The 15509-nt window shown below is 73.9% G+C and carries 11 protein-coding genes; 3 read left to right on the top strand and 8 right to left on the bottom strand.

Going from position 1 to position 15509, the window contains the following annotated elements:
• The first annotated feature begins 186 nt into the window (after nt 1–186).
• Nucleotides 187–1584, top strand: a complete 1398-nt coding sequence (locus AB0K03_RS10610) for a hypothetical protein (RefSeq protein ID WP_364682894.1) — start codon at nt 187–189, stop codon at nt 1582–1584.
• Here the strand turns inward: AB0K03_RS10610 and AB0K03_RS10605 are convergent.
• The 7 genes from AB0K03_RS10605 to AB0K03_RS10575 form a co-directional block, all read right to left on the bottom strand.
• A complete protein-coding gene (locus AB0K03_RS10605; protein ID WP_364682892.1) occupies nt 1499–2797 on the bottom strand; it encodes an acyltransferase in 1299 nt (432 codons plus the stop codon). The two genes, AB0K03_RS10610 and AB0K03_RS10605, sit on opposite strands and share 86 nt — an antisense overlap.
• Nucleotides 2794–3864, bottom strand: a complete 1071-nt coding sequence (locus AB0K03_RS10600) for a D-alanine--D-alanine ligase family protein (protein WP_364682890.1) — start codon at nt 3862–3864, stop codon at nt 2794–2796. Before AB0K03_RS10600 ends, AB0K03_RS10605 begins: the two co-directional genes overlap by 4 nt.
• Before the next feature lie 90 nt (nt 3865–3954).
• The gene (locus AB0K03_RS10595) at nt 3955–4368 is read right to left on the bottom strand and encodes a CAP domain-containing protein (RefSeq protein ID WP_364682888.1); all 414 of its coding nucleotides are present in this window, start codon (nt 4366–4368) and stop codon (nt 3955–3957) included.
• Entirely contained in the window at nt 4356–5264 is a 909-nt protein-coding gene (locus tag AB0K03_RS10590) for a GlcNAc-transferase family protein (protein WP_364682886.1), read from the bottom strand. Before AB0K03_RS10590 ends, AB0K03_RS10595 begins: the two co-directional genes overlap by 13 nt.
• Nucleotides 5261–7813, bottom strand: coding sequence for a hypothetical protein (locus AB0K03_RS10585; RefSeq protein WP_364682884.1), 2553 nt, complete (start codon nt 7811–7813; stop codon nt 5261–5263). The genes AB0K03_RS10590 and AB0K03_RS10585 overlap by 4 nt, the downstream gene beginning before the upstream one ends.
• Before the next feature lie 4 nt (nt 7814–7817).
• Nucleotides 7818–8441 (bottom strand): response regulator transcription factor, encoded by a 624-nt coding sequence (locus AB0K03_RS10580; RefSeq protein WP_364682883.1) that lies wholly within the window; start codon nt 8439–8441, stop codon nt 7818–7820.
• A gap of 127 nt (nt 8442–8568) precedes the next feature.
• Nucleotides 8569–8943 carry a hypothetical protein gene (locus AB0K03_RS10575; protein WP_364682881.1) on the bottom strand — a complete coding sequence of 125 codons (375 nt, stop codon included), beginning with the start codon at nt 8941–8943 and terminating at the stop codon, nt 8569–8571.
• A 392-nt stretch (nt 8944–9335) separates the two neighbouring features.
• Here AB0K03_RS10575 and AB0K03_RS10570 point away from each other — a divergent pair, with 392 nt between their 5' ends.
• Nucleotides 9336–11657 (top strand): BTAD domain-containing putative transcriptional regulator, encoded by a 2322-nt coding sequence (locus AB0K03_RS10570; RefSeq protein ID WP_364682879.1) that lies wholly within the window; start codon nt 9336–9338, stop codon nt 11655–11657.
• Nucleotides 11658–11713: 56 nt separating this feature from the next.
• The gene (locus AB0K03_RS10565) at nt 11714–15163 is read left to right on the top strand and encodes a BTAD domain-containing putative transcriptional regulator (RefSeq protein ID WP_364682877.1); all 3450 of its coding nucleotides are present in this window, start codon (nt 11714–11716) and stop codon (nt 15161–15163) included.
• Here AB0K03_RS10565 and AB0K03_RS10560 read toward each other — a convergent pair.
• Nucleotides 15160–15471: a YbaB/EbfC family nucleoid-associated protein gene (locus AB0K03_RS10560; protein WP_364682875.1), complete on the bottom strand. Its 312-nt coding sequence runs from the start codon at nt 15469–15471 to the stop codon at nt 15160–15162. The genes AB0K03_RS10565 and AB0K03_RS10560 overlap by 4 nt on opposite strands.
• Between the last annotated feature and the right edge of the window lie 38 nt (nt 15472–15509).

The following is a 15509-nucleotide window of genomic DNA, read 5'->3' as shown; positions in this document are numbered from 1 at the left end:
GCGCGTGCTCGACTGGCGGCAGGACGACACGGCCGAGAGACCCACAGAGATCATCTCGCCCGGAGGGAGAAGCGTACGACGATGCAGACCGGATGCAGAACGACGATCCGCGCAGACGTCCACGGGATCCCGCCACGCTGGGCGCGGGGCGGGCCGCCGCAGGGCGCGCCTCGGGAGGAGCACGCGGTGACCCGCCTGGAGCAGTACCTGCGCTCGGCCCGCAACCGGGCCTTCGTCGGCCGCGCGGCCGAGATGGCGGCGTTCCGCGCCGCGCTCGCCGGCGGCGAGGTCTTCACGGTGCTGTACCTGCACGGCGCGGGCGGCACCGGCAAGACGACGCTGCTGCGCCGCTACGCGGTCGAGGCGGAACGGGCCAACCGCCAGGTCGTCCGGGTGGACCGCTACGAGCCCGGCGACATGGCGGCCGGACTGCTGTCCACCGTCGCGCCCACCCCGGCCGGCAGCGCCGGGCCGGTGCTGCTGATCGACGGCTTCGAGCGCTGGCAGCCCCTCGAGTCGTGGCTGCGCGACGAGTTCCTGCCCGGCCTTCCGGTCGGCAGCGTCGTCGTGCTGGCCGCCCGCACCCCGCCGGCCGTCGAATGGACCGCCGATCCCGGCTGGAACGCCGTGCTGCGCGTCCAGCAGGTCGGCGCGCTCGCCCCGAGCGAGGCCAAGACGCTGCTCGACCGCAACGTGGTGCCCCGCCAGCGGCAGCCGTTCCTGCTCGACCTGGCCGGCGGCAACCCGCTCGCGCTGCGCCTCGGCGTCGAGGCGGTCACGGCCGGCAAGGAGGACGACGAGGTCCGCCTCGCCGTCGCGCAGGCGGTGCTGTCCCAGGTGGTCGGCGACCTGCCCTCGGCCGCGCACCGGCATGCCCTCGAGGTGTGCGCGCATGCCGAGACGACCACCGAGAAGCTGCTGCGGGCCACCGTCGCCGACGGCGATCCGGTCGAGCTGTTCCGCTGGTTGTGTGCCCTGCCGTACGCCGACTACGGCCCCGCCGGCGTCAGCGTCCAGGCCTTCGTGCGCAACGCGGTGCGTACCGAGCTGAAGTGGCGTGACCCGGTCCGGCACGACGCCGTCCTGGCGCGGCTGGAGCAGGACGCCGCGCTGGCCACGCCGGTGCGCGTCGAGTCGCTCCCGCGGCCCGAGTTCGACCAGGCCGTCCGCGACGCGCTGCGCTCCTGGCGGCGGCCCGACCTGCTCGCCACGAACCCGCTCGTGCACAGCCGCATGGTGGCCGCGGCCGAGCCCCAGGCCGACCCCGTCGACGCCGTGCGTACGGTCCTGAAGTCCACCCTGGACGACCTCGGCGAGGACCCCCGGCAGCACAAGTCGCATCGCGCGCTGATCGCCACGTACCTGGGCGGCGCACCCACGCAGGAGGCCGCCGCCGAACGGCTCGGTCTGCCCTTCAGCACCTACCGGCGGCACCTCAACCGAGGGCTCGAGGTGCTGTGCAGCCTGCTGTGGCGGCGTGAGACCCACGGCGTCGACCTCACCTGGCCTGCGGGAGAACCATCGTCGGCTGCTCGTCCCACATCGGCTCGGGAGAGGGCTCGACCGGTTCCGCGACGGGAGTGACCGGCTTGGCCGGCTCCGACGACTTCTTCGCGGACGGCAGGTCGAACAGCCACGTGCCGCCCGCCGAGCGGATCCAGCCGTTGAGCGTCAGGCAGACCCCCGCGAGCAGCCCTGTGAGCACCAGCGGCAGGAAGAGGGCGAGCATGATCTGGATCGGGGTGCTCGCCGACGAGAACGGCCGCAGCAGCGCCGCGTGCATGAGGGCCAGCAGCGGCATGTGCATCACGTAGATCGGCAGCGTGTTGCGGCCCAGCTTCGCCAGCAGGTCACCGACCCGGGTCAGGCGTTCCAGCTGGACGGCCGCGGCGACGCCGACGACCACCGCCATCGCGCTGACCACCGGCCACACCCCGAACCACTGCTTCGCGCCGAGCTGGCGCAGCGCCAGCATCACCACGAGGTAACCCGCGCCGCCGACGAGCAGCATGCGCAGGTTCGCCGTCCGGGCCCAGCGCTCGACCCAGGGCTTGAGCCGCAGGCCGGCGAGGAAGAAGAAGAGGTTCTGGTAGAGCTGCCCGCGGTTGCCCGGTGCGGCCAGCAGGCCGGCCGACGCCGTGGCGGAGAGCAGGAACGCCGGCACCAGCACGGCCGCCACCGGAAGGTTGCGGCTCAGCTTGGCGACGACGAAGTAGACCGCGAGCGCCACCAGGTACCACAGGTTGGTCGGCGTGATGGTCACCTGCTCGAGCACGTCGAGGGCGCTGTGCGCGGCCAGCGTCTCGAAGCTCGGCACCATCGCGAGCACGGTGGTGTGCACGACGAACCACACGACGTACAGGTAGTAGAACTTCGCGATGCGGCTGCGTGCCGTGACCTTCCACGAGCGCTGCACCGCGGCGGCCGCGAAGAGACCGGAGATCGTGAAGAACACCGGCATGCGCAGCGGCAGCAATTGGTCGCCGAAGGTTCCCCACAGACCCGGGATCGGGGCCGGCAGGTGCCAGTCGATCTGCAGGTAGTGCTTCATGATGACGTGCCACATCACCACGAGCAGGATGCAGACGCCCTTCGCCACGTCCGCCCAGCCGGCCCGCGGCTTGGCGGCGGGAACGGTCGGGGCCTCCGCGGCCGGCGCGGGCTTCTCCTTCACCGCGGTGATCACCTGGGTCGCGTCGTCGTCCCACGCGGTGGCGGAGGAGCCTTCCCACGCTGGAGCGGCGGACGAGCCCAGGCCGCCGGGCAGCCAGCCGCCGGCCCGCTCCGGGCCGGTCACGACGGCAGCGCCGGCGCCGGCCGGCGCGCGCCGGCCAGGGCGGTCTCGATCAGCAGGTCCAGCAGCTCCGGGTACGGCGTGCCGGCCGCCTTCCACATCCGCGGGAACTGCGACATCGCGGTGAGCCCGGGCATCGTGTTGACCTCGTTGACGGTGAGCGACTTACCGGGCTCAACGAAGAAGTCCACCCGGAGCAACCCGGCGCAGCCGAGCGTCCGGAAGACGCGGACCGCCTCGGCGCTCAGCCACGCCGTCGTGTCGGCGTCGAGGTCGGCCGGGATGACGAACTCGGTGAGGCCCTCGCGGTACTTCGCGTCGTAGTCGAAGAAGCCGTGGTCGTCGGCGACCCGGATCTCCAGGGGCGGGCTCGCCACGAGCCGGCCGTCGGGCAGCTCCAGCACGCCGACATCGATCTCGCGGCCCGGCACCCCGGCCTCCACCAGCACCTTGGTGTCGCACAGGCGGGCCGCCTCGACCGCCTCCGGCAGCGCGGCCCAGTCGCCGACCCGGGAGACGCCGATGCTCGACCCGCCGCGGGCCGGCTTGACGAACGCGGGCAGCCCGAGGGTGGCCCGGTCGGCGTCGCTCACCTCGTCGCCGTCGCCGCGCAGCACCACACCGTCGGCGACGGCGATGCCCTCCGCGGCGAGGATCTTCTTGGTGAACTCCTTGTCCATCGACGTGGCGCTGGCCAGCACGCCGCTGCCCACGTACGGGATGCCGGCCAGCTCGAGCACGCTCTGCACCGTGCCGTCCTCGCCGTACGGCCCGTGCAGGATCGGCATGACGACGTCGACATCGCGCAGCGCCTCGAGGGCGCGGAAGAGGCTCTCCACGATCGTGGGACGCCAGCCGTCCGGCTCCGGGGTCATCTCGCGCAGGGCGGCCTCGTCGACGACAGCTGTGGCGCGGTCCTCGCCGACGATCCACTCGCCCTCGACGGTGATGCGTACGGGCACGACCTCGTAGCGGCTGCGGTCGAGATACTGCACGACGCTCGCCGCCGAACGGCACGACACGTCGTGTTCGGTGCTCCGCCCGCCGAAGAGAACCGCCACTCGGGTCATTGGGGGCACGTCGCATCACTCCACGGTCGGACTACTTCAGCACTCTGGGCGTGGATCGTGCGGCAATCGACTGCTCACCCGGAAGGTCAGTTACTGATCAATCCCGGGAACGGCGAAGTTCTGGGTCCAGACGAGCACGCCGCGACGGTCCGCGGCCAGGCCCACACCGATCTGGGTGTACTCGGGACTGAGGATGTTGGCCTTGTGCCCGCGGCTGTGCATCCACGCGGTCATGACCTGCCGGGCGTTCTCGTGCCCCCAGGCGATGTTCTCGCCGACCAGCGCGAAGACGTAGCCGGTCAGCGCGACCCGGTGCCCGGCCGTGGTGCCCTCCGGGGAGTGGTGGCTGAAGTAGCCGCGGGCGGCCATGTCCTCGGAGTGCGCCCGGGCCGCCTCGGTGAGCAGCGGATCGGTGGTGAGCCGCGGGAGCCCGGCCTTGCGCCGTTCCTCGTTGACGATGCTCGCCACCTTGCGCTCCAGATCGGTGCGGATCAGGGAACGCACGACGCGGGTCGCTCGAACCGGTTCTCCGCGAACCGGAATCCCGTGTACGCCTCGAACTGCGCCACCGTCCGGTGCGGACCGACGCCGTACCGGCCGGGGGCGGGGTGCAGCAGCAGGTTGCGCACGCGCCGGCGGCTCTTGAGCTCGTGGTCGTACCAGGTGCGGCCGGCGGCGGGGTCGTTGTGGTCGTCCCAATGCCGGACCCGGCCGTGGCCGCCCCACAGGTGCCACATCACCGTACGGGTCGGCGCGGAGACGTCCCATCCCCACGTGAAGGCGCGGACCGCCGTGGTGATCTCCTCGCCGTAGAAGTAGATGTGCGGGTCGTTGGGCACCTCGGCGACGAACGACGCCGCGGCGAACATCAGGTGCCCGCAGACGAGCCCGGTCGGCACCGGTTCGGGCCGTTCACGCCAGTCGGTGATGGGGTCCACGTCGAAGAACGGCATCCCGGTGGGGTCGAAGGAGTCGAACCGCATGCGCAGCGGGTCGGCGGGCTCGGGTGGCCGGCCGGGCGCGTAGCCGGGGCACCAGCTCGACAGCAACGGCTTGTCGCCGGGGGCCCGGGAGAGCTGGTCGAGCAGGGTCTCGTCCCAGTCCGGCGCGAACCGCTGGTGGCTGTCGGTCTGCAGGTAGTAGTCCTCCCCGCCGTACAGTCGCAGGGTCTCCGCCCGGGCCCAGCCGACGCCCCGGCTGGACCGGTGGTCGACCTCGATCACCGCGACCCTCGGGTCGCCGCGCAGCGGCCCGAGGTCGTCTCCGGCGGCGCGCTGCCAGCAGATGCCGACCCGGATCCGGCCGGGGCGGCGCGCCTTGGCGAACAGGTCCAGCACGGTCGGCACCAGCTCGCTGTCCCGGTACGCCGGGATCGCCACGAAGATCGACGCCGCGGTCACCGGCGCAGCCCCGGGACGGCCCCGAACCGGCTCGCGGCGGCCGGGCTGATCCGGCTGAACGAACCGGCGCTGCCGACCTGCTCCATGGCCCGGCTGAGCGAGTTCAGGGCGAGGTCGTCGAAGGGCACCCGGCCGCGGTCAGGTTCGTCGGCGGCCAGTTCGCGCAGCAGCAGCCGGCCGCGTACGCCGGGACCGGGCAGCACCGCGTCGAGCACCTTGAAGCTGGTGCCGGGCAGGAACACGACCCGGGACTCGGCGCGGCGGTCGTCCTCGGGCTCGAGCAGCCGGGTGCGCCGGGCCGTCATGGACCAGATCAGCACGTCCAGCTCGCCGGGCAGGTTCAGCGGGGGTTCGGTGAGCGCGTGGGTGAATCCCCAGTCGGTGAGCACGCCGCGCTCGCGGATCCGGGCGACCTCCTCGGCCGTCAGGTCGGACACCAGCGAGGTCGCGCCCCGGTGCGACGGCAGCCGGCGCAGGCCGGCGGCGACACAGCGGGCGAACGGGACCTGCGGTCCCACGTCGCCTTCGCGGAGGGCCTCGTCGAGACCGTCACCCACTGCGGACAGATAGAGCCGTACGGCCACCGCGTCGACCATCGTGTCCGGGTCGGCCTGGAACCCGGGGTACTCCGAGAGCAGCCGCGACACCGAACTCGCCGCAGCGTCGAACTCCCGGGTCAGCGTGCTGCGCAGCCATGCGCGTTCCTCGGCGAGCCCGGCCGGGGTGGGCAGGCCACGCGCGTCCGGGTCGGGCTCGGCCTGGAAGGACACGGGGCCCGGCGGCCGCGCCCGGTCGAGCGCCACCAGGACACGCTCGGCCGTCTCCGGGGGCAGCACCGAGGGCTCGCTGTGCTGCTGGGGACGGTGAGCCGTCGGAGCGACACGCGAAGGCAACGCGTTCTCGCCGGCTTCGACGGACGCCGGGGCAGGGGCGGGGGCAGGGGCGGCTTCGTGCCGGGCGCGGGCCGGCCCGCTGGTCACCACGGCCGGCGAGACGGGAGCGACGGACTCCTCCCACAGCGGGACCTCCGCGGTGCGGCCGGCCCCCGGTAAGGACGGGAGGACGAGCGGCGGCAGGTCGCTAGCCTGGGGCGCCGGCCGAGCCGGTGCCGGCTGCAGGCTTCCGCCGGCGCGGCCGCGGGAGCCGGTGCCCAGTGTCTTCACCTCGGGCGCGGGCACGGTCAGACCGGTCACCTCCTCGGCGGGCGGCGCCACCGTGGCCAGCGCCTCGTCGAGGGCGAGGTCGGCAGCACTGAAGCGGTACGTCAGGCCGTCGGTCAGCTCGCCGGTGGCCGGGGCGACCCGCGGCGCGGCGGGGACCAGCGCGGAGGCGAGGTGCAGCGTGCAGCGGTCACGGGTGGGCGGGTCGAGCCGGGCCGCGAGGTCCTCGGCCAGTTCCCGGAGCCGCGCGACGCGGGCCGGCTCGGCGTCGTCCACGATCAGCGCGTGGTGCCGGGGATCGGCGGTACGCGCGCGGATACGGTCGGCGTACCGGGGCACGGTCGCGGAGCGCAGCCACAGTCCGGACTGGACGATCTCGACCACGGCGTCGTCGGCGTAGCGGTAGACGCGTGGCCCGTCCGCCTCGCCGAGCATCATCGGCGCGCGGTAGCTGAGGATCTGCGGCAGCGGCGCCGCCGCGTTGACGCTGCTGCGGGGCCGGTAGCCGAGCTCCCGGACGAGCACCTGCCAGCCCAGCGCGCCGTCGCTGTCCACGGTGTGGATGCGGGGACGCTCGGGCTTGCCCACCGGTACGCCCGTGAAGCAGGCGATCGGCGTCTCCAGCAGGTCGGCGAGCGCCTGGCCGAGGACCTCACCCTCGGGCAGCTGCACCGGTCCGTAGTGGACGAAGCGTGCCCGGTCGCGGCCCTCGTCGCCGATCGTGCGCCAGAAGCGGGCCACGTCGTCGAGCGGCAGCGGCGCGGTTCCCGGGCAGCCCAGCACGATCGTGAAGGCCTGCGGCTGGCACGGCACGGACGACGCCAGCAGCTGCCAGTGCGCGCGTACCGCGGCCTCGTCGCGGCCGTCCCGGATCCACACGCCGGCCGGCAGCGGCTCGACGGCGCCGTGGGCGCTGGTGGGCAGGAACTCGGCGGCGGCCGTGTCCCAGTCCGGGCGGGGGTACCGCTTCGCCTCCCAGTGCGGCGGCCGGCCGGGGTTGTACCGGACCCAGCCGCTGCCCTCGGCGGCGTGCACGAACAACGCGCCGGAGGCGCCGCGGATCAGATGCCCGTACGGCGCCACGACCGGCCGGCCCAGCCGGTCGGACAGCCACTGCCCGGCGAGCACGGAGGTGTCCTGGCGGGTGCCGCAGACGACCAGGCGGATGCCGCCGCGGCGACGCCGGTGCAGAGCGCCCGCGACCGACTCCCAGATCCCGACGGGCAGGTCGTCGTGCAGGTCGAGAACGACGATCTCGTTCTCCGCGTCGTGCGCCACGGCGAGCGCCAGCGACTGCGCCTCGGAGCTGATCCGTTCCCGGGCGTGCAGGACGAGCGCGTTGCCGACGGTGTGCTTGCCGATCGTGACGGTGGGCGCTGAGCTGCGCATCGGCTCAGATCATGCCGGCGCGCAGCGCGTACGCGACCGCGTGCGAGCGGTTGCGCAGCTTGAGCCGGTGCGTGACGCCGTAGATCACGTTCTTGACCGTCCGCTCCGAGTAGCACAGCTCGCCGGCGATCTCGTTGGTGTCGAGGCCGTCGGCCATCAGCCGCAGCACGTCGATCTCGCGCGGGGTCAGCCCGGAGGCGTTGAGGCCGTTGGGGGTGAGCACGTCGCGCTGCAGCCGCTCGATGTGCTTGAGCAGCTCGCCGACCAGGTTCGGCGGCATGACCCCGCCGCCCTTGGCCGCGGTGAGCACGCTGTGCACGAGACGCTCGGCGGTCACGGCGACCCGGGGCAGGATCGCGACGACCCGGCACTCGACGGCGGTCAGCAGCTCGCTCTCGGTGATCTCGTTGGTGATGAGCACGACCGGGGAGCCGATCTCGGCCGCCGAGCGGCGCAGCATCGCGACGACGTCGGTGGTCAGCCGGTCACAGGAGACGACGAGGACCTTGGCCTCGGCGCGCTCGGTGCTGCGCAGCAGCATGAGCTCCGGACGCGACTGAAGATAGCTGGCGATGCCCGCCTGGCTGAGCGGATCCGACGCCTGCAGGGCCACCCGAACCTGTTCCACTACTACCTCCGCTGATCGTTACGGCGGGGCAAGTGTGGCGGAGAGGGCCTTCAGAAAATCTCCACGCCGTCTTCACGCCGGCGTGAAGGTCGTGAAGGTTCAGGCATCGACGCAGGTCATCATGGGTCTATGCCGACGTCTGCCCGTCGGCGTCGGCACGCTCACCGGTCCGGCCGCGGGCCCGCGCACGCCGCAGCGCCTCGATGTACTTGGGCAGTTCGGTGACCGCCTCCTCGAGGCGGCCGGGCGCGAGCTGATCGGCGAACACCGCGTCGACGACGTCCCGGGCCAGTTCCTCCGGGAGCTCGTCGACACGCTGCGTGGGCGAGTGCTCCCAGATCCGGATGATCCGCAGCCGGGCCCGCAGCAGCGACAGCGTGCGCTCGAGGCCGGCGATGGCCTGGTCCGCACGGGCCGGGTCGAGGACCAGGCGGCCCTCGGCGGCGAGCGACAGGAACAGCTCACCGGCGAACGGCGCGGAAACGTCTCGATCGGGCGGCACCCCAGAAGTTCACCAGCACCGGCGACGCACGGGAAGGCACGCAGCACCGCGATGCCCTGGCCGACCGCCTTTCTTGCCCCCTCCGCCGCGGGTGCCCTCACCGCGGCGGCCGCGGGCTCTCGCCCCGCCGGCCGCGGGCGTGGTCACGAGCAGTCACGCGAGTCGATTGGCGCGGCTGATCCAGCACGGTTAAGAATGACTTGAGGGCTATGGTGGTTCCCGCGCGGTATTCAGCTTGCGGGCCGGGGGTAGAAATGTCATCGCGCGTGAAGGATCGCGGCGACGCATCACGAGGCACCTGACGGGGACGTTGGTCGACGGCGGGCGAAAGCTTGTAACTTCAACCGTCGAGCTGATCGGGAGAGATCCCACGACGACGAGGTTGGGAAGCCATGTCGGCAGAGCACGAGGGCATCGACCTCCGCCTGCTGGGCCCGGTGCGGGCATGGCGGGACGGTAGCGAGCTCGCGCTCGGTTCCGCCCGCCGGACGGCGGTCTTCAGTGTGCTCGCGTTGCACGCCGGGCACGCGGTCTCCCGTGAGCAGCTCGTCGCCGCGGTGTGGGGCGAGGACCCGCCCGCCAGTGCGACCGGCAACGTCTACACCTATGTCTCCGCTCTGCGCCAGGTGCTCGAGCCGGCCCGCGACCGCTGGGCGGCCGGGCAGCTGCTCACCTCGGGCGGTGGCACCTACCGGCTGCACGTACGCCCGCAGGACGTCGACGTGTTCCGGTTCGAGGCGCTGCGCGAGGAGAGCAGGTCACACCGCCGCGCCGGCGACCGGCCCGCCGAGCTCGCCGCCCTCGAGTCGGCACTTCAGCTGTGGCACGGCGACGCGCTCGCCGGGGTGCCGGGGCCGTACGCGGAGGCGCAGCGGCTGCGCCTCACCGAGCTCCGGCTCGCCACCGCCGAGCGGCAGGCCGCGGTGCTCGGCGAGATGGGCCGCCACGACGAGGCGATCGTCGTGCTGCGCGGCCTCGTCGAGACGTACCCGCTGCAGGAGAACTTGCAGGACATGTTGCTGTCGGCGCTGCACGCGAGCGGCCGCCGGGCCGAGGCCGTCGGCCTGCAGGCGCTGCGGTCGGGGACGACTCGGGGTTCCGGCACGACCGAGGAGGCAACGGCCGCCGCGTCGTACGCCCGCTCCACCGACCGCGCCGCGCTGATCGGCCGCGATGCCGAGGTGCGGTTCCTGCGCCGGGCCGCCGCGGAGGCCGCGGCCGGCCGGGGCCGCAGCATCCGGATCGAGGGCTCGCCGGGCATGGGCAAGTCGGCGCTGCTGACCGTGGCGCTGCGCGGCGCCACCCCGGTCGGCTGCCGCACCGGCTGGGCCGTCGGCGACGAGCTGGCCCGGCGCATGCCGCTCGGCGTGCTGCTCGAGTGCGTCGAGTCCGCCATGGCCGGCGACACGGCACGCACGGTGGTCAAGCAACTCTTCACGGTCGCCGCCGACACCCTGGACGGGCCGTCCTCCGGCACCGTCGAGCGGGCGGTCGCGGTGATCCGGCAGGCCGCCGAACAGGCGCCGCTCATCCTCGTCGCGGACGACCTGCAGTGGGCGGACGCCGGCACGCTGCGGGTCTGGGCGGCGCTGCACGAGGCCACCGCGGAGCTGCCGCTGCTGCTGGTGAGCGCGGCCCGCCCCGGCTTCCCCGAGGTGTCCGGCGTCCCCGCCGACGACGTCGTGGACCTCGCCCCGCTGGCACCGGAGGCCGCCACCGCGCTGGCCCGCGCGGTCGCCCCGGAGCCGCCGGACCCGGACACGCTGCGGTGGCTGCTCGCCGACGCCGGTGGCAACCCGTACTACCTACGGCATCTCGCCGCGGCCGAATTCGGCGACGGGCACCGGTCCACCCCGGCCGACCTCGTCGCCGCGATCGGCATCCAGCTGTCGTCGTTCACCGAGGAGACCCGGCAGCTGCTGCGCGCGATCGCCTTCCTCAACGCCGGCGACGCCGCGACCGAGGACGAGGACGAGGACGAGCCGGTCCACTGCACGCTCGGCGAGGTCGCCGCGGTCACCGGCCGGCCGGCCGGCGAACTGCTGCGCGGCCTCGAGCCGGCCGTCGCGGCCGGGGTGGTCGCCCGCTCCGGCGACCGGCTGATGTTCCGGCATCGCGTGGTGTGCCGGGTGCTGCACGAGGGCACCCCGGCCTCGCTGCGGGTGATGCTGCACCGGTCCTTCGCCGAGCGCATCGCCCTCGCCGGCGGGCCTCCCGAGCGGGCGGTGGCCCAGCTGCTGGCCGCTCCCGTGCCGCTGGACGCGCAGGTGGCCTGCTGGCTCACCGAGCACATCGAGCAGCTCGCCAGCCGCGCGCCGCGGATCGCCGTCGCCATCCTGCAGCGGGCCCGCTCGCAGCACATCGCCGACTCCGGCGAGCGGCTCGTGCTGACCGCCTGGCTCGCGAGGCTGCTGCTGCGCCAGGGCGAGAACGCCGTGGCGGAGGCCAACTGGGTGGCCGCCCGCACCTCGGACCCCGACCTCGAGGGCGAGATGCGCTGGGTGGCGGCGGCGGCGCACGAGCGGCGCGGCGAGTACGACGCCGCGGCGGAGATCGCCCGGGCGGTGCTGAGCGAGCGGCGCATCCCGGTCCGCTGGCTCGACCGGTTCCGGATCCTCGTCGCCCGGCTGCGCCCGCACCTGTCCGGGAACCCGACCGTCCCGCACATGTCCCGCTCCGCACTGCTCGGCGACCAGGTTTCCGTTATCCGATGACGAGCCGGTGGTCCCCAGAGGCCGAGGCGTCCTCGTACCCGCGAAACGGAGGACACGTGGCGACATCGTCCGATGAGCGGCTCCGCGTCTCGGTGCTGGGCCCGGTCCGGGCCTGGCTCGGGGAGCGGGAGGTCGACCTCGGCCCGGCGCGGCAGCGGGCGCTGTTCGCCGTCCTCGCCGCGAGCGTGGGCCGGCTGGTCGGACGCGACGAGCTGATCGGCGGCATCTGGGGCGAGAAGCCGCCCGCGACCGCCACCGGCAGCGTCTACACGTACATCTCGGGGCTGCGACGCAGCCTGGCGCCGCGGGACTCGCCGCGGTCCGGCCACGACCTGCTCGTCTCCGGCCCGTCCGGGTACGCGTTGCGCCTGCTCCCCGAGGACCTCGACAGCGCCCGGTTCACCGCGCTCTGCGCCGAGGCGGAAGAGCTGCAAGCGACGGGTGACCTGGCCACCACCGTGGCCAAGCTGGACGAGGCGCTGCGGCTGTGGCACGGCGACGCGTACGCCGGCCTCTCCGGTGACCGCCTGGAGCTGGAACGCGCCCACCTGGGTGAGCGCCGCCTGGCCGCGGTCGAGCGCCGCGCCCGGATCCGCATGGAACTGGGCGACGACGGCCTGGTCGCCGACCTCGCCGGCCTGGTCCGCGACCACCCGCTGCACGAGCCGCTGCACGAGTTGCTGATGCGTGCGCTGCACCGCACCGGCCGCCAGGCCGAAGCCCTCGAGGCCTTCCGCAACGCCCGCCGCACCCTCATCACCGAGCTGGGCGTGGAGCCCGGCCCCGAGCTGCGCGAGCTGCACCGCCTGATCCAGGAGGGTCCCGCCGAGCCGGTCCGGCCGGTGCCGCAGGTGGTGCCCACCCAGGTGGCCCGGGCCCTGCGGGACGGGGTCGCCGGGCGTGCCCTCGTCGGGCGCAAGGCGGAGCTGAGGGAGCTGCGCGCGCTGGTGCGCGAGGTCGCCGAGGGGCACGGCACCGCCGTCTGGATCGAGGGCGAACCGGGCATCGGCAAGTCCGAGCTGCTCACCGCCGCCTTCGCCGAGGCCGGCGCCGCCGGGTGCCAGCTGGCCTGGGGCGTCGCCGACGAGCTGGACCAGCACGTGCCGCTGCAGGTGGTGACGCGGGCGCTCGGCCTGGAGACCACTTCGACGGATCCGCGGCTGGCGGCCCTCGCCACCGACCTGCACGGCACCGACGCCGACGACACCGGGCCCGCGGCGGTGGCCGACCGGGTGCTCGCGTACGTCCGGGCCGCCTGCGCGGTCGCGCCGCTCGTGCTGGTGATCGACGACCTGCAGTGGGCCGACGAGTCCAGCGTGCTGTTCTGGGACCGCCTGGTCGCCGCGACCCGGCGGCTGCCGCTGCTGCTGGTGGCCGCCGCCCGGCCGGAGCCCAACGGCCGCGAGCTGGCCCAGCTGCGCCGCGGGGTCCAGGCCCGGCAGGGGCACGTCCTGAAGCTGCAGGCGCTGTCCGCGCAGGCCGTGGAGGAGCTGATCGCCGGGCTGGTCGGCGCCCCGGTCGGCCCCAACCTCGCCATGATCATCCCGCGCTCCGGGGGCAATCCGCTGTGCGCGCGGGAGCTCACCACGGCGCTGATGCGCCGCGGCGTGGTCCGCATCGAGGACGGCCGCGCCGACATCGACGACTCGGTCCGGATCGACGCGCCCCGATCGCTGCTCGCGGTGGTACGGGCGACGCTCGACTTCCTCAGCGACGACACCCAGGAAGTGCTGCGGATGGCCGCGCTGCTGGGCGCGGAGTTCGCGGTCGACGACGTGGTCGCGGTGACCGGCCGTTCCCCGTTCGACCTGATGACCAACCTCGAGGAGGCGCTGGCCGCGAACGTGGTGGTCGACGCGGGCACCGACCTCGCGTTCCGGCACCCGTTCCTGCGCCAGGCCCTGTACGAGAGCATCCCCGCCCAGGTCCGGGCGACCCTGCACCGGCACACCGCAGAGGTGCTGGACCGCGGTGGCAGCCCGGTGACCCGGGTGGCCGAGCAGCTCGCCGCCGAGACGCCGGTGGTGGACGCGTGGGTGGTCTCGTGGCTCACCGCCCACCGCGCCGAGGTGGTCAAGCGGGTGCCGCGGATCGCGCACCACCTGCTGCGGCGGGTCCTCGCCACCGACCTGCCCGACGCCGCGCAGCGGGAGACCCTGCTCGTCGCCCTGGTCAAGCTCGACTTCCGGTACGACCGATACCCGATGGACGAGGCCCGCGAGGCGCTCGGCATCGCGACCGACCCCTCGGACCGGGCCGAGATGCGCCAGCTCCTCGCCGCGATGACGTTCCGCCGCGGCGACGAGGAGACCGCGATGGCCCTGCTCCGCGACGCGGTGCACGACCCGGCGGTTCCGGAGATCTGGCGTACGCGGCACCGCGTGCTGCTGGCCAACTTCCGCCGCGGCAGCCTCGACGACCTGGACCGGGCGGACCGGACCGCGCGCGAGGTGCACGACGAGGCGGTCGCCGCGGGTGAGCCGTACGAGGCGGCCTTCGCCCTGCAGACCACCTGGCTGACCAACTCGATCCGCCGCGACCACGAACGCGCCCTGGAGTACGTCGACCGCGCACTCGACATCATGCGCGACCACCCGGACTTCGCGGGCATGTACTTCGACCTGCTCGACAACCGCATGTTCACGCTGCAGAACCTGGACCGGCTCGACGAGGCCGAGCGGACCCTGCGCGAGGCCGCGCTCTTCGCGATCCGACACCGCCTGCCCGGCAGCCTCCAGGTCGCGTCGGCGGTGCAGTACTTCTGGCTGGGCCGCTGGGACGACGCGCTCGCCGAGGTCAGCGCGGTCACCGACGACGCGCCGGGCATCACCTTCCTCGGCACGCGCGAGCCGGGCGCGGTCACCATGCTGCTGCACGGCGTCGCCGCCCTGATCGCCGCGCACCGCGACGACGCCGACCTGGCCGCCGGCCACCTGGACGCCGCCGACACGGGCCCGGCCACCGACGCGGAACGGGAGAGTTGCGACTTCCTGCTGGTCGCCCGTGCGCTGGTGGCCGAGCAGCAGCGCCGCCCGGCCGAGGCGCTGGACCTGCTCGCCCCGCTGCTCGTGCCCGAGTACGCCCCGATGATGCTGCGCCACCAGTGGCTGCCCGACGCGATCCGGCTGGCGCTCGAGCTGGGGCGTACGGAGGTCGCCGAGCGGGCCAGTGCGATCTGCGCCGCGGAGGCCGCGAAGGAGGTGCGGCCCGCCCGGGCGTTCGCCGCCTCCGAACGATGCCGCGCGCTCGTCGGCAACGACCCCGAGCCCGCCCTCGCGGCCGCCGCGCACTACCGGTCGGTGGGCAGGGTGCCCGAGCTGGCAGCGGCTCTGGAGGACGCGGCCGTGCTGCTCGCCGCCAACCGGCGCCCGCACGAGGCGGCCCGGCACGGCGCCGAGGCTGCGGAGCTCTACACGGTCCTGGGCGCCCGATGGGATCTGCGCCGCACCCGCCGCCGCCTGGACGACTACGGGGTCCTTCTCGAGCGCGACGTGGCGCGCCGTTAGGAGAGGTTGACTTCGACGTCGCCCATGCGCTGACCGGCGAGGTTGCCGGCGTTCGTGCCGGCGGCGCGGATCGCCTCGAGGATCGCCTGCTGCAGCTTCCCCTTGTCCCGCTCGTCGAAGACCCGGTTGTCGACCTTCACCGCGCTGACCCGGCCCATCCCGTTGCACAGCACGGTGACCGTGCCGTCCTCGGAGCGGCCGGTGACGAGGGCCCGCTCCAGCTCGGCCTGGGCGGCCGCCACCTGGTCCCGATAGGACAGCGCGGTCTTGACGATGTCCTCGAAGTTGAACTTGTCGCCGGGTTTCACGGTTCCTCCTGGAGGGGCGGCGGGGTCAGCCGACGGCG

This window comes from Actinoplanes sp. NPDC049316 (assembly GCF_040677315.1).
In the GTDB taxonomy this organism is placed as follows: domain Bacteria; phylum Actinomycetota; class Actinomycetes; order Mycobacteriales; family Micromonosporaceae; genus Actinoplanes.
The sequence above is the reverse complement of the archived record's forward strand: the minus strand, read 5'-3'. Positions and strand labels throughout refer to the sequence as shown.

Bases quoted from the DNA above. Each gene is read 5' to 3' on its own strand.
- AB0K03_RS10600 (WP_364682890.1), bottom strand. From the start codon at position 3,864: ATGACCCGAGTGGCGGTTCTCTTCGGCGGGCGGAGCACCGAACACGAC.
- AB0K03_RS10585 (WP_364682884.1), bottom strand. From the start codon at position 7,813: ATGCGCAGCTCAGCGCCCACCGTCACGATCGGCAAGCACACCGTCGGC.
- AB0K03_RS10570 (WP_364682879.1), top strand. From the start codon at position 9,336: ATGTCGGCAGAGCACGAGGGCATCGACCTCCGCCTGCTGGGCCCGGTG.